Raw genomic sequence first — 19,218 nt, forward strand, 5'->3', positions numbered from 1 at the left:
CTCGAGCCCGGCTTCGGTCATTCAGGCAATTATCCGAGAACGGATGCCTCCGCACCCGCCTCGATCAGCAGCTGATGCAGCGGATCGAAGAGCCCACCCGCCGTCGCGAGGGTGAAGTCGCGGCTCGCCCGCGCTCCGTTCAGCCCGCCGACCTGAGCGCCCGCTTCTTCGGCGATCAATGCACCGGCGGCGTGGTCCCACGGGTTGAGGCCACGCTCGTAATAGGCGTCAAGCCGACCACAGGCCACCGAGCATAGGTCAAGTTCTGCCGAGCCCATCCGGCGGATATCGCGAACCTGACCAATCAGCTGCTGGACGATTCCGGCCTGCCACACGCGACGCTCGGCGGAATAGGCAAAGCCAGTGCCCACCATGGCCAGCGACGGAACCACATCCGTGTTCGCAAAAATGGCGGTTCCGTTAAGAGTCGCGCCTGTCCCGCGTGCCGCGCTGAAGGTCTCGCCGGCGGCAGGGTTGGTCACGGTGGCGGCAAGGGCGGTCCAGGTGAGCGGGTCAGGATCGCCCTCGATCACCGCGATGCTGACCGCGTAGTTGGGGATGTCGTAGAGGTAGTTGACCGTGCCATCGATGGGGTCAACCACCCAGGTGATGCCGCTGTCGCTGCGGGTGGCCTCGGACTCTTCGCCGTAGAAACCGTCGCCGGGGCGCGCGTCGGCTATAAGCGAGCGGATGAGGTCTTCGGACTCACGGTCGGCGAGGGTGACAACGTCTTCTGCCGAGGACTTGGTTGCCGCGACAGTCACACCCTCACGGCGACGGCGGTAGATCAGTTCACCCGCCTGAAGTGCAATGTCGGTTGCCAGCTTCTGCAGCTCGATGCTCATGAAAAAGTCCTCTCACGTTGCTGTCAACGCTAGACCAGAATGCCGAGAGGGTCTGTGTGCGGTTGTCCAGAGCGTGGAATTGATTCTCGGCTTTATCGAAACTATATTCGAGTTATGCCCGATCTTTCCAACTTCACGAAACCCATTGAGTGGGAGGTGACCCACAGCGCGTCACAGGTGCCGATCGCGGTAATCCGCAAGCTGAAGCTGGGGCCAGGGCAGGTGCTCTACTTTCGCGCCGTGACCTGGCATGCCGATATTCGCAAGCGGGAGTTGATCGGATATTGGGGCTCCCTGGCCGAAGCGACGCAAAACGTCTACGGCCTATACGAACGAAAGCTGCCACCCCAAAAGCTCGCATCGAGCGGGAGCACCTGGCGTGAGCCGCTTCCGCTCACGAAGCCGAAGGCACCGCCGGCGGGGTAACGGCAGAATCACAGGCCAAGCTCTCCGTCGAACATACCTCCGATTTCGCGGTGAGGTCGGTGGGGCAGGTAGTGCTCGCCCGTTGCCGACCCCAGAGCCCCTCGCCGGAAATCTGGGCTCGGATGCGGGTAAGCATCGACTCGAGCTGGTCCTGCTCATCCGGGGTGAGGGGGTCGAAGACCGACTCGCGCACGAAGGTCACGTGTCCCGGTGCAGCGGCGCGAATCTCTTCCCACCCGACCTCGGTGAGTACAATCTCCTGCCCGCGACCGTCGGAATCGGTGTGGGCACGTTCCACCATGCCCTTCACCTCCATGCGCTTCACCAGGTGCGACAGGCGGCTTCGGTCCCAGCTCAGGTCGGCAGCAAGGTCGCTCGATCGCTTTCGGAAGCCCGGGCACTCCGAGAGCGCTGCCAGGACGGAATACTCGACGGTAGACAGGGCGGAATCTCGTTGGAGTTGACGATCCATCGCCGTCGGGAATTCCCAAATGAATTCGCGAAGGGTCAGCCACACTGCTTTTTCCCGGTCATCCAGCCATCGGGGCTGAGAGGTTTCTGCGCTCATGAGAATTTCACCTCCATTTAGTTGACATGACAATCAAATGGTTGCAGACTAATCCAGTCATACTAATTGACACATCAACTATTCGAAAGGTCGCCAATGACTAAGATCGCTATTGTCACCGGAAGCACCCGCCCGGGACGCATCAACCTCGGCGTTGCCGAATGGGTTCTCGCACAGGCGCAGCTGCGTTCAGACGCCGAGTTCGAGCTGGTCGACATCGCGGCTTACAACCTGCCGATCCTGGACGAGGGCTACCCCGCTGCGTACCAGAACTACTCGAACGACCACACCAAGGTTTGGTCCGAGAAGATCTCTGAGTTCGACGGATTCGTCTTCGTCACCGGTGAGTACAACCACTCCGTCACCCCGGCTCTCGCCAACGCGCTCTCGTACCTCAACGCAGAGTTCGCCAACAAGGCTGCCGGCATCGTCGGATACGGTTCCGCCTCGGGCGTCCGTGCCGTTGAGCACCTCCGTGGAATCCTCTCCGAGCTCCAGATCGCTCACGTTCAGAAGACCGGCATGTTCAGCCTCTTCACCGACTTCGAGAACTTCAGCACCTTCGCTCCGACCGAACTCTCTGCCGCGACCGTTGCGCCGATGCTCGAGCAGCTCGTTGTCTGGGCCAAGGCCATGGAGACCGTTCGCGACGCAGCTCTCGTCGCCGCGTAAGTTCGCCTCACCTAAGGAAGGGTGTCCCGCCTTGTGGCGGGGCACCCTTTTCGCTTTGTGTGGTGGGCTTTCACTCCGGGGCAGAAACGACGACTAGCGCAGCACCTCGACCAATGCGACCCAGGAGACGATGATCGCCGCAACGATGGCCAACAGGCATCCGGCGGCGGTGAGGTACATGCCCGATGGATGCTCGAGTATCACGGTCACCGCACCCGCCGCATATGCCCCGAGAGGGAGGAACCCGAGGACGGCCTTCGGCACCCGTGCGCGAGCCGCCGGGTCAGGATCCGACAGGATGAGCCGCGTCGCTGCGATCTGGAAGACCGCCGCCCCGAGCACCGCAGACAGCAGTGCGACACCGAACCATACGGGAGAGATCGTCGGGATCAGGCCGAGGGCGGAAGCGATAAGCGCCAGAACGAGAGACGCGATTCCGGCACCCAGTCGAGCCGTCAGTCTATTGGACTTGATGATCTCCGCGATGTTGACGCTCGACGCGACGATAACGAGACCAGCCAGAGCGGCCGTCGCACCCGCCATGGCAACGTTGAACTCCGACCACTCGCTGAGTATGTCGTCCATGTCGGGGATGCTATCGGAGCCACGAGGTCCAGCAACACCCCGTATCGCGGCTCTCCCTCTCGCCGCGTACCGTCAGTTCGCCTCAGTTGTGCGGGTCAAGGTGTGCCAGGTCGGGGCGGCCACCGAGGTGTCCAATCGTCGACGCCGCGGCCCGTGACGCAAATCGAACGGCTCGTTCCGGTCCGAGGCCGGCGTTGAGACCGGTGACGAGCCCCGCGACAAACGCATCCCCGCCTCCGGTCGGATCGACCACAGGGTCATCGCCGAAGGGCACAAACACCGCACCCCCTCGCCATGCGGCGAACTCACCGCGGTCTTCAATCGCGAGCACGACGAGTTCGGGCCCGTCGGCCAGAAGCGAGTGTGCGGCTCGGCTGGCGTCATCCACCGACTGAACACGGGAGCCGGTGAGGAGTTCTGCTTCATGTGCATCGGCGCGGACAACCTGCGAAAGGCTCACGAGCTCATCTCGCTCGCGCCCCTCGACCGCACCATCGAGCAAGACCCTGACATCCCTCCACCGCGCGTGAGTCGCTGCTCGGACAAGAACGTCGCCGGGCTGCTGGAGTTGCAGGCACACGACATCAGCACCGTCGAACACCCCTCGGGATTCCGCTGCATCCACGTCGTTCATCGTCAGCAACGACTCAGGAGGGACATCCTCGATAAGCCGATTCGCGCCCTCGTTATCTACGACATCGACAAGGAGCGCCGTTGTCCCACGCCGCACCACCGAGTCAGCGTTCACCTCGGCATCCACGATCTGTTGAAGCATGGACGTGCCCTGGGCATCCTCCCCCACGACTGCAACCAGTCGCGCTTTCGCGCCGAGCTGCTGCAATCCGATCGCCTGATTGGCTCCCTTGCCGCCAAGGATCTCAATCCGTTCGTCTACCGTGACGCTGCCTCCGGGGTCAGGAACGGTCCCGACAGAGAGCACCACGTCACGACCTGCCTGCCCGACCACAACGACATGAGGACGAGTGGGCCGATTCGCGTCTCGAGCGGCGTTGAGTGGCTCGAACGTACCGTCTGCGTGCCATTCGATGCGTGTCCGTCTTTCCACGCTTCCAGCATCGCCCGAGAGGGGACACAGCGAAAGGGTCGGCTGCCAGGTTGACGGGTGCCCAGGGAGAAAAACAGAAAAACCCCGACCGAAGCCGGGGCAGTGTCTGGAAAAACGTGGCGAGTGAGGGATTCGAACCCCCGAATGCTGAGCAGTCTGATTTACAGTCAGATCCCTTTGGCCGCTTGGGTAACTCGCCAGAACGCATCCGACCAACTTGTACAGACAACCGGAGGCGCTGTAAAAGAATACTCTGTGCCTGCCCGCTTCGAGAAATCGGCGACACGCCGACGTGCGATTAGGGGCGAACGCGCCCCGTGGCATCCGGAATTGGAGGCAGTTGCAGCAACGCTCCAGCGGTGCGACACGTCCAGCCGGCAATAAGCATCGCCTCGTCGAGAACCCGCTTCCACGCCTCGAGTCCACCCGGAATTCCGGTCGTCGCGAGCGCGTGGACCGTGGCTGCGAGCGTGGCGTCACCGGCGCCCATCGTGTCGATGACAGGGCCAGGCAGCTCCGCGATGGGAGCGACCACCCGCCCCAGCGCTGAGACGACCTCAGCACCGTTGCGCCCCGCTGTTGCGAGTACGTGCGCGGCCCCCGCGAACCGCAGCCGCTCAACGAGGTCGCCCAGCGCGATGCCGTACAACAACTCGGCGTCTTCGTCACCGACCTTGGCCAGGAGACTCGTCGCCGCGATCCGCTCGAAATTGGCCACAAACGCCGCGGCATCGTGCAGCATCCCTGCGCGCGGGTTGGGGTCAATGACGAGACGCCGGCCCGGGTTCAGCACAGACTCTTCGAACTCGGCGCTCTGCGCATCATCATCGAATGGAAAGCAGCTGACCACGACGAATGGAGCATCCGCTATCGCCAACCGCTCCTCATCACCAAAAATGATCCGACGCCGTTGCGCCGCCTCGTTGAAGCTGTAGCGCGGCTCCCCCTCGGTCCGGTCGCTGATCGCTCGCGACGAACCGAGCGGACCGGGAGTTGCGATGAGGTCAACACCATGAAGATCAAGGAACGAACGGATGCTGGCGCCATCGGCATCGCTCCCCACCATCGCGATGAGCGTGGTGGGGACTCCGAGCCGAGCCAGACCAACAGCAACGTTGAGCGCCGCTCCACCCACGAAATCGCGACTCGACTCTCCGTCGCGCATCTCGTCGATGAGCGCGTCTCCAATGACGACTGTGCGGGCGTCGTTTCGTTCCATGGCCTGTGTCCTCCGTTCCTTCGAGGGTCGCACACCACGCAGCGTCGCGCCAGAGACCGCCCGTCCTGGGGGCCGTGTGCCGCTGGCGCCCGTCGCTAAGCTGACCAGTGGCATATTTCCGCATGAAGGAGTTCCATGGTCGGCATCGACGACGTCGCGCGGCTCGCTGGCGTGTCGACGGCGACGGTCTCGCGGGCACTCAGCGGGCGCGGATATGTGTCGGATGCCACCCGCGTCAAGGTGGCGCAGGCCGCCCATGACCTCGATTACGTGGTCTCGTCGAATGCGTCGAGCCTCGCCTCCGGCCGAACCCGCAACGTCGGGGTGGTCGTGCCGTCGCTCAACCACTGGTTCTTCGCGTCGGTCATCGAGGGGGCTGAGCGAGCACTTCTCCGGCACGGCTATGACCTGACCCTGTACAACCTCACCGGCGGCGGCGAGGAGCGCAAGAGTGTCTTCGACCACTTCCTCCTGCGCCAGCGTGTCGACGCCGTGATCGCCATCGGCCTCGAGCTGACTGAAGCCGAGGTATCGAGCCTGCACGCCATGGGCAAACCCCTGATCGGAGTCGGCGGTGCCATCGCCGGCGTGTTCAGCCTCACCATGGACGATGTAGCCGTGACCCGGCTCGCCACCGAGCACCTGCTGAGTCTCGGTCACACCCGCATCGCGCACATCGGTGGCGGCGCAGAGTTCGACCTTGACTTCCACCTGCCCTCCAACCGACGCATCGGCTATGAGGCCGCCCTCCGCGACGCGGGCGTCGAGCCCGACCCAGCGCTGTACCGCCCGGCCGACTTCACCCTGCCCGGTGGCTATGAGGCCGCCAAGCAACTGTTGGGTAACCCGCACAACCGGCCGACCGCGATCGTCGCCTCATCCGACGAGATGGCGATCGGTAGCATCCTGGCGGCGCGCGACCTTGGACTGCACGTGCCCCACGACGTCTCAATCGTCGGCATCGACGACCACGACCTGGCCGCGTTCTTCGGGCTGACCACGGTGGCGCAGTTCCCGTTGCGGCAGGGCGAGCAGGCCGTCGAGGCGCTGATGGAGTACCTCGAGCCCGGCAAGGATGAACCGGCAAGCGCCGGAGTGCCTCTCCCCTACGAGCTCATCGTGCGCTCGTCGACGGCGCGGCCGTCGCCGTAGCTGCCCCCCGAGCCGTGAACTGAGCACCGACGTATGGAAGTCGCGCTGGCACACGGAACAAACTGAGGCACTCTTCCTTACCTCGCGTCGACGTCCTTACCTCGCGTCGGCGGCCCGCTCGGCATAGAGGGTGCCGGCCCGCGCCACTGTGGCGATGTAGTCGTCGTTCGGGTTATAACCGCGGATCGCGGTCCGCCACCCGGTCTCGGTGACCAGGTCGCCCGACACCCGGCAGAGGTAGTTGGCGGTCGCGAAGGCGGCGTCGTCAAGGTTCTGCGGGTCAGCAACGCCGTCGGCATTGCCGTCGATGTGCCAGTTGTTCCACGCCTCCGGAATGAGCTGCATCGGCCCGACGGCCCGGTCATGCTCAGCATCGCCGTCGATCACCCCGCCGTCGGAGTCGGGAATCGCGATGTTGCCGTCGCCGTCGAGCGCCACGCCGAAGATGCCCGGCGACACCGTGCCGTCGTTCCCGACCGACGAGCCGCCGTGTCGACCGTGGTCGCTCTCGGCGAACCCGACAGCGGCCAGGGTGTTCCAGCTGAGCCCGCAGGTCGGCATCTGCTCGGCCTTGAACAGCGCAGCACCGCCGTAGGCGCGAAGCGCCCGCTCGGGAATCCGCGTCGTCTCGGCCGTCACCCGCACCCACTCATCATCGACGAGCCCGGGGTTGCCCGGCAGCGTTGGTGCGCTCGCAGCGACCGGCGGTGGCGCCGCCGCCGCGTATGTCGGAGCCGGCCCGTCGGCAGAAGCGGTCGGCGAGGCGGCGGGAGATGATGCACACGAGCTGAGAAGCAGAGCGGATGCCACGACACCGGTGATGATCGAAAGGCGGGCGGACAGCATCCGTTCATTCAATCAGTCCGCGGTGACGAACCTCCTGTGAACGCGGAGTACCGCCCGGCGCAGCGCGGAAACCCGTACCATGGGGCCATGGCAGATTCATCGTTTGACGTGGTTAGCAAGGTCGACAAGATGGAGGCGGACAACGCCATCCACCAGGCGCACAAGGAGCTCGAGCAGCGCTACGACTTCAAGGGCACCGGGGCGTCGATTGCGCAGTCCGGCGACAAAATCCTCATGAAGGCGAACAGCGAAGAGCGCGTGAAGGCGATTCTCGACGTTTTCCAGACGAAGCTCATTAAGCGCGGCATCTCGCTGAAGAGCCTCGACTCGGGCGAGCCGTTCGCGAGCGGTAAGGAATACCGCATCGAAGCCGAGCTCAAAGACGGCATCACGCAGGAGAACGCGAAGAAGATCAACAAGATCATTCGCGACGAGGGCCCCAAGGGCGTCAAGAGCCAGATTCAGGGCGACGAGCTGCGCGTGCAATCGAAGAGCCGTGATGACCTGCAGGAGACGATCGCCCTGCTCAAGGGCAAGGATCTCGACATCGACCTGCAGTTCATCAACTTCCGGTAGATTCGCCCGCCTTGCGTGGTCCGGTCGGCTCGGCGAGCCAGCTGAGCACGGCCGTCGCGAACTCGCTCGGCCGACTCTCGTGAATGTTGTGCCCCGCGTCGATCTCGACGAAACGACAGCTCGGGATTAATCCGGCTGCCTCGGCGAGGAGTTCCTGCGGGACGGTGCTCGATGCTCCTCCGCCAACGATCAGTGTTGGCGCGGTGATGCCGGGCAACAGCTCCCACATGCGCCGCGTCGGATCGTTGACAGCCGCGGCGATGACAGGCACGACATCCCAGTCGAAATTGACGGGCTCAGCGGGGCGTTCCGGCATCGCTCTGGTGCGTGGGAACGGCGGAGGTGCATCTTCGATGACGAGCCGGGCGACGAGATCCGGACGAGCGGATGCCACAAGGTAGGCGACGGTCCCTCCCATCGAATGCCCGATCAGAACGATGTCGCGGAGCTGTAGCGCCTCCATCACGCCCACAACGTCGTCGCGCATGAGCTCGAATGAATACGCGCCGGGCCAGTCGCTTGCGCCGTGCCCTCGCAGGTCGAGAGCGATGACGCGGAAACGGTCGGCGAAAAAATGCCCGACGGTTGTCCAACTCGCGGCGCCCTCGCCGAGACCGTGGAGCACAACCATTGCCGGCGCAACTGGCGGCCCGGAGGTCGTGAACGCGATCCGCACTCCGCTGGGCAGTACCACCTTTCGGTTCATGCACTCACAGTAGCGACCGGGGTGAACACTAGACTCGGGCGAGGAATCCCAGCAGATGGAGTTACCGTGAGTGTTCTCGTGATCGGTGCCGGCGCGGTCGGATCGACGGTGACCAAGGCCTTCCTCGGTCGGGGCGACGATGTTGCCGTCGCTACCCGCTCGGGAACCTCTCTGCCAGGCGCTCGCACGGTCCAGCTTGATGCTGCGAACGCCACAGCACTTGCGCATGCTGCAGACGGCCGGTCGACGATTGTCGTGTGCACCAACCCGCCGTACAACACGTGGCGGCGCGACTGGCCGCCGATCGTCGACGCGGTTATTCGAGCGGCGCGGACCACCGGCGCCGATGTCGTGATGATCGGTAACCTCTACTCCTATGGCCGGGCAACCATGCCGATGCGAGAGAGCTCGCCCGAACAGCCCGCGGAGTCCAAAGGTGAGGTGCGGCGCGACCTGTGGGCGTCACTCCGCGAGGCTACGCGCCGCGGCGACCTGCGAGCCGTCGAGGTTCGCGCGAGCGATTACTTCGGCCCGGGCGCCTCAGATGACGCGCACCTCGGTACCCGGTTCTTCGCTCCTCTCCTCGCGGGCAAGAGGTCGTGGGCCGTTGGCAACCCGGCGCTGCCGCACAGTTGGGCGTACCTCCCCGACATCGCAAGCACCGTCGTGGCCGCCAGCTCGTATCCCGGCGAATGGGGTCGCGCCTGGCACGTTCCGGCCGCAACGGATTTGAGCCGCACCGACATCTGCCACATCGTCAACGAGCGGTACGGGGTTCGCGGCTCCATCTCCGGCATCCCTCCGTTGGTGATGTCGGGTGTCGGCGTGTTCAACCCCGTGCTGCGCGAAGTATCGAAATCGAGTTACCAGTTCCTGGCGCCCTTTCTGTCGGATGCCACGGAGACCAAGCGGGAGCTGCACGTTCGGGCCACTCCCTGGGACCAAGCGCTCGACGCGACCGTTGCGTATTACCGGTCAGGGCGATCGGCTTAGGGACGCCGCCAGCGTCTCGCCACGAGACGACCCGCAAGGCCGATAAACAGCACGACCGCGCCGGCCGCCACCCCGGTGAGCGGGAGCGTCGCGACCAGCACCAGACACCCCACCATGCCCAGCACCTGCAGCCAACGGGGAAATCGTCGGTCAGGTCGCTGCTGCGTGAAGGCAGCAAGGTTGGCCACGAAGTAGTACAGCAGCACCCCGAACGACGAGAAAGCGATGGCGCCACGCACGTCGGCCAGCAGCACGACCACAATCACAATCAGCCCGAGGACGACTTCGGCCCGGTGCGGGACCTTATAACGCGGATGCACCGTCGCAAGAGCACGCGGCAGGTCGCCCTCGCGCGCCATGGCCAGGCTCGTACGCCCGATGCCCGCGATGAGGGCCAGCAGCGCTCCCAGGGACGCGGCGGCAGCGCCAAAGCGGACCACCGGGGACGTCCAGCTGAACCCGCTCGCTGCCGCCACGTCGACAAGAGGCACGGGAGAACCAGCCAGCGCGTCAGCGCCGAGGGTGCGAAGCGCGACAACGCCGACGACCAGATAGACCGCAACGACGAGCCCGAGTGCAAGAAGGATGGCCCGCGGGATGGTGCGCGCAGGGTCCCGCACCTCCTCCCCCATCGTCGCAATACGGGCATAGCCGGCGAACGCGAAGAACAGCAGACCGGCCGACTGGAGGATCCCGTAGAGTCCGATCGAGGACACTCCGCCGACCGAGAATCCCGTTGTGAACGACGGACCGGCCACGACCGCGAAGCTGGTCGGCGCAACTGGGGCAGAGAGACCCACTGCCACCACAATGGCGAGCACGAGGAGCGAGGCGACGACGAGCATCCGGGTCGCAAATGCTGTTCGGGTGACGCCGAAGTAATTGACCAGGACGAGCGCGGCTACAGCAAGACCAGCGAGTGGTTTTTCGAACCCGGCCGGTGCAGCGTATGCCGCGAAGGTGAGTGCCATGGCGGCGCAGCTCGCGGTCTTGCCGACGACGAAGCTCCAGCCGGCCGCGAAGCCCCACCACTCGCCGAGTCGCTCACGGCCATAGACATAAGTGCCGCCGGAGGACGGGTATTGGGCAGCGAGTTGTGCGGAGGCCGAGGCGTTGCAGTAGGCGATGATCGCGGCGAGGGCGAGGCCGGCGAGCAGCCCCCAACCGGCTGCGGCTGCGGCGGGCCCAAAGACCGCGAAGACGCCCGCGCCGATCATCGAGCCCATGCCGATGAACACGGCGTCGCCGAGTCCCAGACGTCGGGCCAGGTGATGCTGATCAGTCACGCGTCAACTCAAGCACACCCGCGTGAACGCGAGGTGCTGACAACGCAGGTTCACGACACGGTGAATCGCCGCAAAGTCAGCACCTCGCGTTCGCCGCGGGCTACACGGGAAGCTCGTCGAGCTCCTCGTCTTCCTTGCCGTCGGATACTCCGCGTTCGAGGGTTTCACCTCGGAAGAACGCCGGGCGACGGATGGCCTGGACGATCATGATGACGATGCCGGACACGATGACCGCCATGCCGAGGATGAAGACGAGACCGACACCGCCGATGTTGGAACCCGAGCCATAGTCCGGGTCCATGCTGTCGATGATCGTCGTGAAGAACAGTACGGCGAGGATGACGCCACCGACGAGCGGGAACAACAGCATGAAAAAGAAGTTCCGCGCCGAGGCGAAGAGCTGCTTGCGGAAGTACCAGACCGCCGCGAACGCGGTGAGCCCGTAGTAGAAGCAGATCATCATGCCGAGAGCCGTGATCGTGTCCCAGAGAACGTCTTCCGAGATGAACCGCATGATCGCGTAGAACGCGGAGGCAGCGATACTCGAAACGATGGTGGCGTAGCCCGGTGTGAGGAACCGCGGGCTGACACGAGAGAACTTCTCCGGCAGTGCCCCGTAGTGTCCCATCGCGAGCAGGGTTCGCGCGGGCGACACGAACGTCGACTGCAGCGACGCCGCCGAGCTCGAGAGCACGGCGATCGAGACGAGGATCGCGAGCGGTCCGAGGACCGGACCCGCGAGGGCGAAGAACACATTGCCCTGGATGTCCTCGTTACCGAGCCCGAACTCACCGGTCCCCGTGCCCGCGAAGCTGATCGACGCCGTGGCGATGAGCAGGTACAGCACAACGATGATCAACACCGTCAGTGTGGCTGCACGACCCGGGGTGGAGCGCGACCCCTTCGTCTCCTCGTTCATGGTCAGGGTCACGTCCCAACCCCAGAAGATGAAGATCGAGAGCGAGAGACCGGCCGCGAACGAACTGAATGACTCAACGGCGAAGGGGTTGAACCACTCCAGGCTGACGGGCACCGCGTCGAACGCCGACCCGTTGCTGACGTGGAAGAACGCGACGACCCCGAAGAGCACGAGGACAATCAGCTGGAAACCGACGAGAACGTACTGCACCTTCTGCGTCGTCTGCATGTCACGGTACGAGATCGCCGTTGCCGCCAACATGAACGCCAGACAGGTCACCACATTGATCACGGGGTTGAGGGCGAGGTCGGCAATGCTCGGGTTGCTGAAGATCTGCGCGAGCATGAGGTAGAAGAAGTCCACCGCGATCCCGGCGAGGTTCGACAACACGAGGATGGTCGCTGCGATGAGTCCCCAGCCGGCCATCCAGCCGATCCACGGGCCGAATGCGCGGGTCGCCCAAGTGAATGATGTGCCGCTGTCAGGCATCGCCCGGTTGAGTTCCCGGTATCCGAAGGCAACGAGCAGCATGGGGATGAACCCGACGAGGATGATCGCCGGAACCTGCAGCCCCACCTCGGATACGGTCGGGCCGAGTGCGGCCGTCATCGTGTACGCGGGTGCGATGCAGGAGATGCCGATAACGACGGCGCCGACGAGGCCCACCGAGCCGGCACTGAGGCCCTTTTTCGACAGGCCGCGCTCGGTCTTTTCCGTGGTCATGGCCTCAGTCCTCTACCGTCAGAATGGAATCGCGCGGGACAACAATCATGGGAACCGGCAGTTCACGCAGCATCTTGGCTGCCGTGGTGCCGAGGAAGATCTGGCGCGGCTGCGCGAGCCGGCTGGATCCCACAAAAACAACCTCGCCCGGATCCCAGTCGAGTGCGGCGACCGCGTCTTCAACCCGATTTCCGGATGCCGTCAGTACGGTGACCTCAATATCGTCCGGCAGATGCTCTGCCGCATACGCGAGAGTTTCGGCAGCGTGCTCCTCGGCGCGAGCCTGAACCTCGGGCGGAGTGTCGACGCCCTCCGCGTCGAGGGCGACCAGGGACACCAGCCGCAGCGAGACCCCGGCCGCACGGGCGGCCAGGATGCCAGCGTCGACCAATTCCTTCGCGCCCGACCGGGTGCCGACCGCACACGTGACTCGCGAGATTCCTTCCATCCCGACCTCGGCGATTGAGCCTTCCGGGGCCAGCGCCACCGGAACAACGGCGGAGTGCAGCAGGGCGTTGGCGACGCTTCCGACGGTGAACCGACCGAGCAGTCCGCCGCGAGCCGCACCGACCACGATCATCCGTGCTTCGAGGTCGCGGCTCGCGTCGAGCAGCCCCTGCGCAAACGACTCCGCGTACACAATGTGCCCGTTTACCTCCATGTCCCGCGGCACGAGGGTGAGTGCGTGGTGCAGCCACTCCTCCGCTGCCTGGTGCAGGTACTTTTCGTATCCGGCGTCGACCGGTACGAGGGTGGCGCGCGCTTCGCTCCGGAGCACGATGACGATGTCGAGGCTTCGCTTCATGGAACGAGCGAGCCTCACGGCGAGGTTAAGTGCATCCTCACCGGAGGGTGTATCGGTATAGCCCACGATGTATCGCATCGAGTCGCTCCTTTGCGGTCGGGTACTGCGGGAATGCGCGGATGTTACTCGGACAGAATGGCTTGGGCGGTTTCACGGCCCATTCGAATGGCCCCGTCGACGTGCTGGTACCCCTCGGCGGCGAGGTCGCTGCACGACCAGTGGATGGGTCCAACCGGCGTGCGCAGGTCGGCCCCGTATCGGTGCAGCCCGCCCATGTCGAAGCTCGCGGCATACGCGCCGCGGGTCCACTCCTCACTGCCCCAGTCGCTCTCGTAGTAGACAACGGGTGACAGGGCTTCCTCGCCGAAGTAGTGCGAGAGTGAGGTCAGGATGATGCGTTTGCGCTCATCGGCATCCAGGGCGAACAGCTGGTCGGCCTTCTGGTCAGAGACGAACCCGACCAGGGTGCCGCGCGGGTCCTCGAAGTTCGTGTTGTCGTAGGCCTCGTGCACGATCTCGTACGGGCTGAACGAGGTGCCCGAGAGTCCCGCGTTGCGCCAGAACGGCGTTTCGTAGACGGCGTGCACTTTGATGACAAAGCCGAGCGAGAGGTGCTGGTGCATCTGCTGCTGGCGCCGGGGCAACGGCGGCTGGAAGTCGATGCGGGAGTAGAGGTTCGGCGGAACGGCCACGATCGCGTGCCGGGCCGACACCGTCATTCCGTCGGCGACCGCACGCACGCTATCTGCGGTGTATTCGAGCCGCCTCACCGGTTGGGAGAGGAAAACGTCGTCGCCGAGTTTCTCGGCCAGCAGCAGTGGCACCTGCTGCAGCCCGCCCACTACGCGCTTGTCGAGGATGAAGTCGGCGTCGACGAGGTGCGAGAAACTGCCAGCGGATGCCGCCATCAGGATTGCCTGCAACGCACTGAATGAGTGGGCCGGTTTGGTGATCATGGCCTCAGCGATGAACAACGCGATGTTGTCGCGGGCCTCTACGTCGTCGGTCTGGCTCTCGAGCCAGTCGATCCAGGTGACCGAGTCGAGTTCCTTGGCGCGCGGGTGCGCCCACGGCTCGCGCGGGCCGATTTCGGCCACGAGCTCGTCGAGCACCTCGATGAGGCGCTCCATCTCGTGCTGGGTGGACGCCTCGACCGGGAAGATTTCACCGGTGAACCGGGTGAGCGTCCCCGACGCGTTGATGTAGACGCTGTCGCCCTCACGGTAGCGGGAATACGTCTCGAGCCCGAGCTCGGCGAGGGTTTCGATGAGCGCGTCCTGGTCTGGCGACACCCACTGTCCGCCGATCTCGAGCGTCGCGCCCTCAATGTCGTTGGTCCACAAACGCCCGCCGACTCGATCGCGAGCCTCGAGCACGGCGACGCTGAGGCCGGCCTCGCGCAGTTTGTGCGCGGCCGTCAGTCCGGACGCCCCGGCACCAATGATGACGACATCCCGCTGCAGTTCACTCATGCTCTGTTCTCCCTGATTCACACTCACTCCTCGATCGCGCTCATGACGTGCTTGATGCGCGTGTAATCCTCGAGCCCATATGACGAGAGGTCCTTGCCGTATCCCGACATCTTGAATCCGCCGTGCGGCATCTCAGCCGCCAGCAGGATGTGCGTGTTGATCCACACCGCACCGAAGTCGAGGTCACGTGCCATCCGCATGGCCGTTCCGTGGTTCTTGGTCCAGACGCTCGACGCGAGTGCGTACTGCACGTCGTTGGCCATCTCGATGGCCTCCTCCTCAGAGGCGAAGCTCTGCACGGTGAGCACCGGGCCGAACGTCTCCTCCTGGACACACGCGTCGACCTGCGACACCCCGGTAATGACGGTGGGCGCGTAGTAGAAGCCCTTCTCGCCGACCCGGTGTCCGCCGGTGGCCACCGTCGCGTGCGCCGGCAGGTTCTCGATAACGCTCGACACCTTGTCGAAGTGCGAGGCGTTGTTGAGCGGGCCATAGTAAGCGTCCGGATCCTCAGCGTCACCGGTCGTTGTGGCTTCGGCTGCCTTGACCAGCTCGGCGACAAACTCATCGTGGATCGACTCGTGCACGAGCACGCGGGTGACCGCCGTGCAGTCCTGTCCGGCGTTGAAGTACCCGGCACCGGCGATGCCCTCGGCGGCCCCGGCAACGTCCGCATCTGCGAACACAATGGCTGGCGCTTTTCCGCCCAGTTCGAGGTGCGCCCGGTGCAGATTCTTTGCAGCGGATGCCGCGACCGCCATCCCAGCGTGCACCGATCCGGTGATCGACACGAGTCCGGGGACCGGATGTTCCGTCATCAGTTGTCCGGTTTTCCCGTTTCCCAACACCACATTGAGCACACCGTCGGGCAGGATGCCCTGGGTCAGCCGGGCCAGCACCAGAGTGGATTCCGGTGTTGTGTCGCTCGGCTTGAGCACGACGGTGTTTCCCGCGGCGAGAGCCGGGGCAATCTTCCAGATTGCCATCATGATCGGGTAGTTCCACGGGGTGACCTGTGCGACAACGCCGATCGGCTCGCGTCGGATGAACGAGGTGTGGTTCTCGAGGTACTCCCCCGCGCTCTTGCCCTCGAGCACGCGTGCCGCTCCGGCGAAGAACCTCAAGTGGTCGGCGCCGGTGATCACTTCTTCCACGCGAATCGCCTCCCGTGGCTGCCCGGTGTTGCGGTGCTGCGCCTCAACGAGTTCGTCGGCGTTCGCCTCCATGGCGTCGGCGATTTTCAGGAGCATCGCCTGCCGCTGGCTCGGCGTTGTGCGCCGCCAGCTGGCAAATGCCGTCTGTGCCTCGGCGAACGCCGTGTCGACGTCGGTTTCGTTCGACACGGGTGAGGTCGCAACGACGTCACCCGTCGCCGGGTTCACGACGTCGATCGTCTCTGTCCCGACAGCGTCGACGAACCGGCCGCGAATGTAGTTTTGAAGCAACGTCACTGTTCTTCCTTACTCTCGGTGCTCGGCGCCTACGCCACCGGCGTCATGGTGTACTTCGTGGAGAGGTATTCGTGGATCCCTTCGAATCCGCCCTCGCGGCCGATACCCGATTGCTTCACTCCGCCGAACGGAGCCGATGCGTTCGAAATCACGCCGACGTTGAGACCCATCATGCCGGTCTCGAGCTTGTCGATCATCCGCTGCCCGCGAGCGAGGTCTTTCGTGAAAACGTAACTGACGAGTCCGTACTCCGTGTCGTTGGCGAGCCGAATGGCATCCGCTTCATCGCTGAACGGAACGATCGCGAGAACCGGGCCGAAGATCTCTTCACGAAGGATCTGTGAACCGGTTTTCACGTCGGTGATCACGGTCGGCTCGAAGAAGCTGCCTTCGCCGTCGACGGCGGAACCGCCGGTAAGGAGCGTTGCGCCCTTCGAGACGGCGTCGTCGACGAGTTCACCGGCCTTCTTCACGGCGCGACCGTCGATGAGTGGACCGATGGTGACGCCCTCTTCGGTGCCGCGACCGATGCGGAATCCCTGCACCCGTTCGGTCACCCGGCGAGCGAACTCGTCGGCGACCGACTCTTGCACGATAAAGCGGTTGGCGGCCGTGCAGGCCTGGCCGATGTTGCGGAACTTCGCGGCCATCGCACCGTCGACGGCAGCGTCAAGGTCGGCGTCATCAAAGACGACAAACGGGGCGTTTCCGCCGAGTTCCATCGAAGTGCGCAGCACGTTCGTGGCGGCCTGTTGCATGAGCTTCTGGCCGACCGGGGTGGAACCGGTAAAGCTCAGTTTGCGCAGGCGCGAGTCGGTGAGCAGAGGTTCGGTGACGGCGCTCGACGAGCTTGTGGTGAGCACGTTGACGACGCCAGCCGGCAGTCCCGCCTCTTCAAGCAGCTTCACGAAGTAAAGGGTGGTCAGCGGGGTGAGCGACGCGGGCTTGACGATGACCGTGCAACCGGCGGCAAGTGCCGGCGCGATCTTGCGGGTAGCCATGGCGAGCGGAAAGTTCCACGGGGTGATGAGGTAGCACGGCCCGACCGGGTGCTGGGAAACGATGGTACGGCCGGTGCCCTCGGGGTTAACCCCGTAACGACCGGTAATGCGCACGGCTTCTTCGCTGAACCAGCGCAGGAACTCGCCACCGTAGGTGACCTCGCCCTGCGCTTCGGCGAGCGGCTTGCCCATCTCGAGCGTCATGAGCAGCGCGAACTCGTCACGGCGTTCCTGCATAAGGTCGAATGCCTTACGGAGAATGTTGGAGCGCGTGCGCGGGGCCGTTGCGGCCCACTCGTCCTGCACGGCGACCGCGGCGTCCAGCGCGGCTGTTGCATCGTCAGCGGATGCATCGGCAATTGACACGAGGACCGCTCCCGTTGCGGGGTCGGTCACGTCGATCGTTTTCTCCGTCGACCGCCATTCACCGCCGATGAACAGGCCCGTGGGTACCTTCGCGAGCAGGTCGGATTCGGAAATCATGCGTTCTCCAATGCGGACAGGACGACGTCGATGCCTTCGGACAGCAACGCGTCGGGTATGGACAGCGGGGGCAGGAAGCGGATGACGTTGCCGTAGGTTCCGCAGGTCAGGACGATGACACCCTCTCGAGCGGCAGCTTTGGCGATCGCCGCCGTCAGGGCAGCATCCGGTTCATTGGTTTCTGGATCGACGAACTCGACGGCCATCATGGCACCGCGGCCACGAATGTCACCAATGCGCTTGTCGGTCTTCTGCGCCTCGGTGAAGCGAGCCGCAATGGTTTCACCAATCGTGCGGGCCGCGCCGACCAGGTCGTCTTCGAGGTAGGTCTCGATGGCGGCGAGAGCGGCCACGCAAGCCAGCGGGTTGCCGCCGTAGGTGCCGCCGAGACCGCCGGTGTGGGTGGCGTCGAGGATCTCGGCGCGACCGGTGATCGCAGAGAGCGGCAGCCCACCGGCGATGCCCTTGGCCGTGACCACGACGTCGGGAACCAGGCCCTCGTTCTCACTGGCGAACAGGTCACCGGTTCGAGCGAAGCCCGTCTGCACCTCGTCGGCAATGAACACGACATCGTTCGCGCGTGCCCACTCGGCGAGCGCCGGCAGGAAACCGGGTGCCGGAACGATGAAACCGCCCTCACCCTGGATGGGTTCAATGATGATGGCGGCCAGATTGGCGGCACCGATCTGCTTCTCGATCATCGAGATCGCCCGCTTCGCGGCCTCTGCGCCCGACAGGCCGTCGCGGAACGGGTAGGACATCGGCGCACGGTAGATCTCGGACGCGAAGGGACCGAAGCCGCTCTTGTACGGCATCGACTTGGCGGTGAGGGCCATGGTGAGGTTGGTGCGCCCGTGGTAGGCGTGGTCGAACGCAACGACGGCCTGCTTACCGGTGTAGCTGCGCGCCACCTTGATGGCGTTCTCCACGGCTTCGGCGCCGGAGTTGAAGAGTGCGCTGCGCTTCTCGTGATCGCCGGGGGTGAGTTCGTTGAGCTTTTCGGCCACCGCGACGTAGGAGTCGTACGGCGTCACCATGAAACAGGTGTGGGTGAACTGCGCGACTTGCGCCTGAACGGCTTCAACGACGCGCGGGGCACTGTTGCCCACTCCGGTGACCGCGATGCCCGACCCCAGGTCGATGAACGAGTTGCCGTCAACGTCGACGATCACTCCGCCGCCGGCCGCCTCAGCGAACACTGGCATCGTGGTGCCAACGGCACCGGCAACAGCGTTTCGCTTGCGGGCCATGAGCTCCTGCGAGCGCGGGCCGGGGATGGCCGTGACGATCCGCCGCTCCTGGGCGAGCGTCGGGCCTCCGGTGATCGGGGTGGTGAGTGTCATGTGTGGTGCTCCCTGTTGGTGTTGCCAGCGTAGGAGGGAACAAGGCCGGCGGAAACTGACAAAGTGGCCACAGGCATCCGC

At 64.6% G+C, this 19,218-nt stretch carries 19 protein-coding genes and 1 tRNA gene; 5 read left to right on the top strand and 15 right to left on the bottom strand.

The genetic code is table 11. The features are described 5' to 3' along the window. Positions 1 to 29: 29 nt before the first annotated feature. A complete protein-coding gene (locus tag L1277_RS12240; protein WP_253376714.1) occupies positions 30 to 845 on the bottom strand; it encodes an inositol monophosphatase family protein in 816 nt (271 codons plus the stop codon). Between the two features lie 114 nt (positions 846 to 959). Between L1277_RS12240 and L1277_RS12245 the strand changes: the two genes are divergently transcribed. Next, a complete protein-coding gene (locus tag L1277_RS12245) occupies positions 960 to 1,271 on the top strand; it encodes a hypothetical protein (RefSeq protein ID WP_253376716.1) in 312 nt (103 codons plus the stop codon). Here L1277_RS12245 and L1277_RS12250 read toward each other — a convergent pair. Further along, positions 1,240 to 1,839: a MarR family winged helix-turn-helix transcriptional regulator gene (locus L1277_RS12250; protein ID WP_253376718.1), complete on the bottom strand. Its 600-nt coding sequence runs from the start codon at positions 1,837 to 1,839 to the stop codon at positions 1,240 to 1,242. The genes L1277_RS12245 and L1277_RS12250 overlap by 32 nt on opposite strands. 96 nt (positions 1,840 to 1,935) lie before the next feature. On the opposite strand from L1277_RS12250, the gene L1277_RS12255 reads away from it, so the two are divergent. Beyond that, on the top strand, positions 1,936 to 2,511 hold the full coding sequence (locus L1277_RS12255; protein ID WP_253376721.1) for an NADPH-dependent FMN reductase: 576 nt from the start codon (positions 1,936 to 1,938) through the stop codon (positions 2,509 to 2,511). A gap of 93 nt (positions 2,512 to 2,604) precedes the next feature. Here the strand turns inward: L1277_RS12255 and L1277_RS12260 are convergent, their stop codons facing one another. From L1277_RS12260 to L1277_RS12275, 4 genes are all read right to left on the bottom strand, one after another. Continuing rightward, positions 2,605 to 3,096: a hypothetical protein gene (locus L1277_RS12260; RefSeq protein ID WP_253376722.1), complete on the bottom strand. Its 492-nt coding sequence runs from the start codon at positions 3,094 to 3,096 to the stop codon at positions 2,605 to 2,607. A gap of 82 nt (positions 3,097 to 3,178) precedes the next feature. After that, the gene (locus L1277_RS12265) at positions 3,179 to 4,162 is read right to left on the bottom strand and encodes a PfkB family carbohydrate kinase (protein ID WP_253376724.1); all 984 of its coding nucleotides are present in this window, start codon (positions 4,160 to 4,162) and stop codon (positions 3,179 to 3,181) included. 117 nt (positions 4,163 to 4,279) lie between these two features. Next, positions 4,280 to 4,361, bottom strand: a tRNA-Tyr gene (locus tag L1277_RS12270). Positions 4,362 to 4,460: 99 nt separating this feature from the next. After that, on the bottom strand, positions 4,461 to 5,381 hold the full coding sequence (locus L1277_RS12275) for a carbohydrate kinase family protein (RefSeq protein WP_253376726.1): 921 nt from the start codon (positions 5,379 to 5,381) through the stop codon (positions 4,461 to 4,463). A 135-nt stretch (positions 5,382 to 5,516) separates the two neighbouring features. On the opposite strand from L1277_RS12275, the gene L1277_RS12280 reads away from it, so the two are divergent. Then, the gene (locus tag L1277_RS12280) at positions 5,517 to 6,533 is read left to right on the top strand and encodes a LacI family DNA-binding transcriptional regulator (RefSeq protein ID WP_253376727.1); all 1,017 of its coding nucleotides are present in this window, start codon (positions 5,517 to 5,519) and stop codon (positions 6,531 to 6,533) included. 96 nt (positions 6,534 to 6,629) lie between these two features. Here the strand turns inward: L1277_RS12280 and L1277_RS12285 are convergent, their stop codons facing one another. Continuing rightward, entirely contained in the window at positions 6,630 to 7,379 is a 750-nt protein-coding gene (locus L1277_RS12285; protein ID WP_253376728.1) for a lytic transglycosylase domain-containing protein, read from the bottom strand. An 87-nt stretch (positions 7,380 to 7,466) separates the two neighbouring features. Here L1277_RS12285 and L1277_RS12290 point away from each other — a divergent pair, with 87 nt between their 5' ends. Beyond that, positions 7,467 to 7,955: a YajQ family cyclic di-GMP-binding protein gene (locus L1277_RS12290; protein ID WP_253376729.1), complete on the top strand. Its 489-nt coding sequence runs from the start codon at positions 7,467 to 7,469 to the stop codon at positions 7,953 to 7,955. Here L1277_RS12290 and L1277_RS12295 read toward each other — a convergent pair. After that, a complete protein-coding gene (locus tag L1277_RS12295) occupies positions 7,942 to 8,661 on the bottom strand; it encodes an alpha/beta fold hydrolase (protein ID WP_253376730.1) in 720 nt (239 codons plus the stop codon). The genes L1277_RS12290 and L1277_RS12295 overlap by 14 nt on opposite strands. Positions 8,662 to 8,727: 66 nt before the next feature. Here L1277_RS12295 and L1277_RS12300 point away from each other — a divergent pair, with 66 nt between their 5' ends. Continuing rightward, a complete protein-coding gene (locus L1277_RS12300) occupies positions 8,728 to 9,654 on the top strand; it encodes an NAD-dependent epimerase/dehydratase family protein (protein ID WP_253376731.1) in 927 nt (308 codons plus the stop codon). Here L1277_RS12300 and L1277_RS12305 read toward each other — a convergent pair. The 7 genes from L1277_RS12305 to gabT form a co-directional block, all read right to left on the bottom strand. Next, entirely contained in the window at positions 9,651 to 10,940 is a 1,290-nt protein-coding gene (locus L1277_RS12305; protein WP_308215100.1) for an APC family permease, read from the bottom strand. The genes L1277_RS12300 and L1277_RS12305 overlap by 4 nt on opposite strands. A gap of 100 nt (positions 10,941 to 11,040) precedes the next feature. Next, positions 11,041 to 12,582 carry an APC family permease gene (locus tag L1277_RS12310; protein ID WP_253376733.1) on the bottom strand — a complete coding sequence of 514 codons (1,542 nt, stop codon included), beginning with the start codon at positions 12,580 to 12,582 and terminating at the stop codon, positions 11,041 to 11,043. Between the two features lie 4 nt (positions 12,583 to 12,586). Further along, the gene (locus L1277_RS12315) at positions 12,587 to 13,465 is read right to left on the bottom strand and encodes a universal stress protein (protein ID WP_253376735.1); all 879 of its coding nucleotides are present in this window, start codon (positions 13,463 to 13,465) and stop codon (positions 12,587 to 12,589) included. Positions 13,466 to 13,509: 44 nt separating this feature from the next. Continuing rightward, on the bottom strand, positions 13,510 to 14,859 hold the full coding sequence (locus L1277_RS12320) for an NAD(P)/FAD-dependent oxidoreductase (protein ID WP_253376736.1): 1,350 nt from the start codon (positions 14,857 to 14,859) through the stop codon (positions 13,510 to 13,512). A 23-nt stretch (positions 14,860 to 14,882) separates the two neighbouring features. Further along, positions 14,883 to 16,310 (bottom strand): gamma-aminobutyraldehyde dehydrogenase, encoded by a 1,428-nt coding sequence (locus L1277_RS12325; RefSeq protein ID WP_253376737.1) that lies wholly within the window; start codon positions 16,308 to 16,310, stop codon positions 14,883 to 14,885. Between the two features lie 29 nt (positions 16,311 to 16,339). Continuing rightward, a complete protein-coding gene (locus L1277_RS12330) occupies positions 16,340 to 17,794 on the bottom strand; it encodes an NAD-dependent succinate-semialdehyde dehydrogenase (protein ID WP_253376738.1) in 1,455 nt (484 codons plus the stop codon). Continuing rightward, complete coding sequence (gabT, locus tag L1277_RS12335; RefSeq protein ID WP_253376739.1) at positions 17,791 to 19,137, bottom strand: 4-aminobutyrate--2-oxoglutarate transaminase; 1,347 nt, start codon at positions 19,135 to 19,137, stop codon at positions 17,791 to 17,793. The genes L1277_RS12330 and gabT overlap by 4 nt, the downstream gene beginning before the upstream one ends. Positions 19,138 to 19,218 lie beyond the last annotated feature (81 nt).

Origin of the sequence: Okibacterium sp. HSC-33S16, assembly GCF_024171565.1 — a bacterium.
GTDB lineage: Bacteria > Actinomycetota > Actinomycetes > Actinomycetales > Microbacteriaceae > Mycetocola_A.

Bases quoted from the DNA above. Each gene is read 5' to 3' on its own strand.
- L1277_RS12240 (WP_253376714.1), bottom strand. From the start codon at position 845: ATGAGCATCGAGCTGCAGAAGCTGGCAACCGACATTGCACTTCAGGCG.
- L1277_RS12245 (WP_253376716.1), top strand. From the start codon at position 960: ATGCCCGATCTTTCCAACTTCACGAAACCCATTGAGTGGGAGGTGACC.
- L1277_RS12250 (WP_253376718.1), bottom strand. From the start codon at position 1,839: ATGAGCGCAGAAACCTCTCAGCCCCGATGGCTGGATGACCGGGAAAAA.
- L1277_RS12255 (WP_253376721.1), top strand. From the start codon at position 1,936: ATGACTAAGATCGCTATTGTCACCGGAAGCACCCGCCCGGGACGCATC.
- L1277_RS12260 (WP_253376722.1), bottom strand. From the start codon at position 3,096: ATGGACGACATACTCAGCGAGTGGTCGGAGTTCAACGTTGCCATGGCG.
- L1277_RS12275 (WP_253376726.1), bottom strand. From the start codon at position 5,381: ATGGAACGAAACGACGCCCGCACAGTCGTCATTGGAGACGCGCTCATC.
- L1277_RS12280 (WP_253376727.1), top strand. From the start codon at position 5,517: ATGGTCGGCATCGACGACGTCGCGCGGCTCGCTGGCGTGTCGACGGCG.
- L1277_RS12285 (WP_253376728.1), bottom strand. From the start codon at position 7,379: ATGCTGTCCGCCCGCCTTTCGATCATCACCGGTGTCGTGGCATCCGCT.
- L1277_RS12290 (WP_253376729.1), top strand. From the start codon at position 7,467: ATGGCAGATTCATCGTTTGACGTGGTTAGCAAGGTCGACAAGATGGAG.
- L1277_RS12295 (WP_253376730.1), bottom strand. From the start codon at position 8,661: ATGAACCGAAAGGTGGTACTGCCCAGCGGAGTGCGGATCGCGTTCACG.
- L1277_RS12310 (WP_253376733.1), bottom strand. From the start codon at position 12,582: ATGACCACGGAAAAGACCGAGCGCGGCCTGTCGAAAAAGGGCCTCAGT.
- L1277_RS12315 (WP_253376735.1), bottom strand. From the start codon at position 13,465: ATGCGATACATCGTGGGCTATACCGATACACCCTCCGGTGAGGATGCA.
- L1277_RS12320 (WP_253376736.1), bottom strand. From the start codon at position 14,859: ATGAGTGAACTGCAGCGGGATGTCGTCATCATTGGTGCCGGGGCGTCC.
- L1277_RS12330 (WP_253376738.1), bottom strand. From the start codon at position 17,794: ATGATTTCCGAATCCGACCTGCTCGCGAAGGTACCCACGGGCCTGTTC.
- gabT (WP_253376739.1), bottom strand. From the start codon at position 19,137: ATGACACTCACCACCCCGATCACCGGAGGCCCGACGCTCGCCCAGGAG.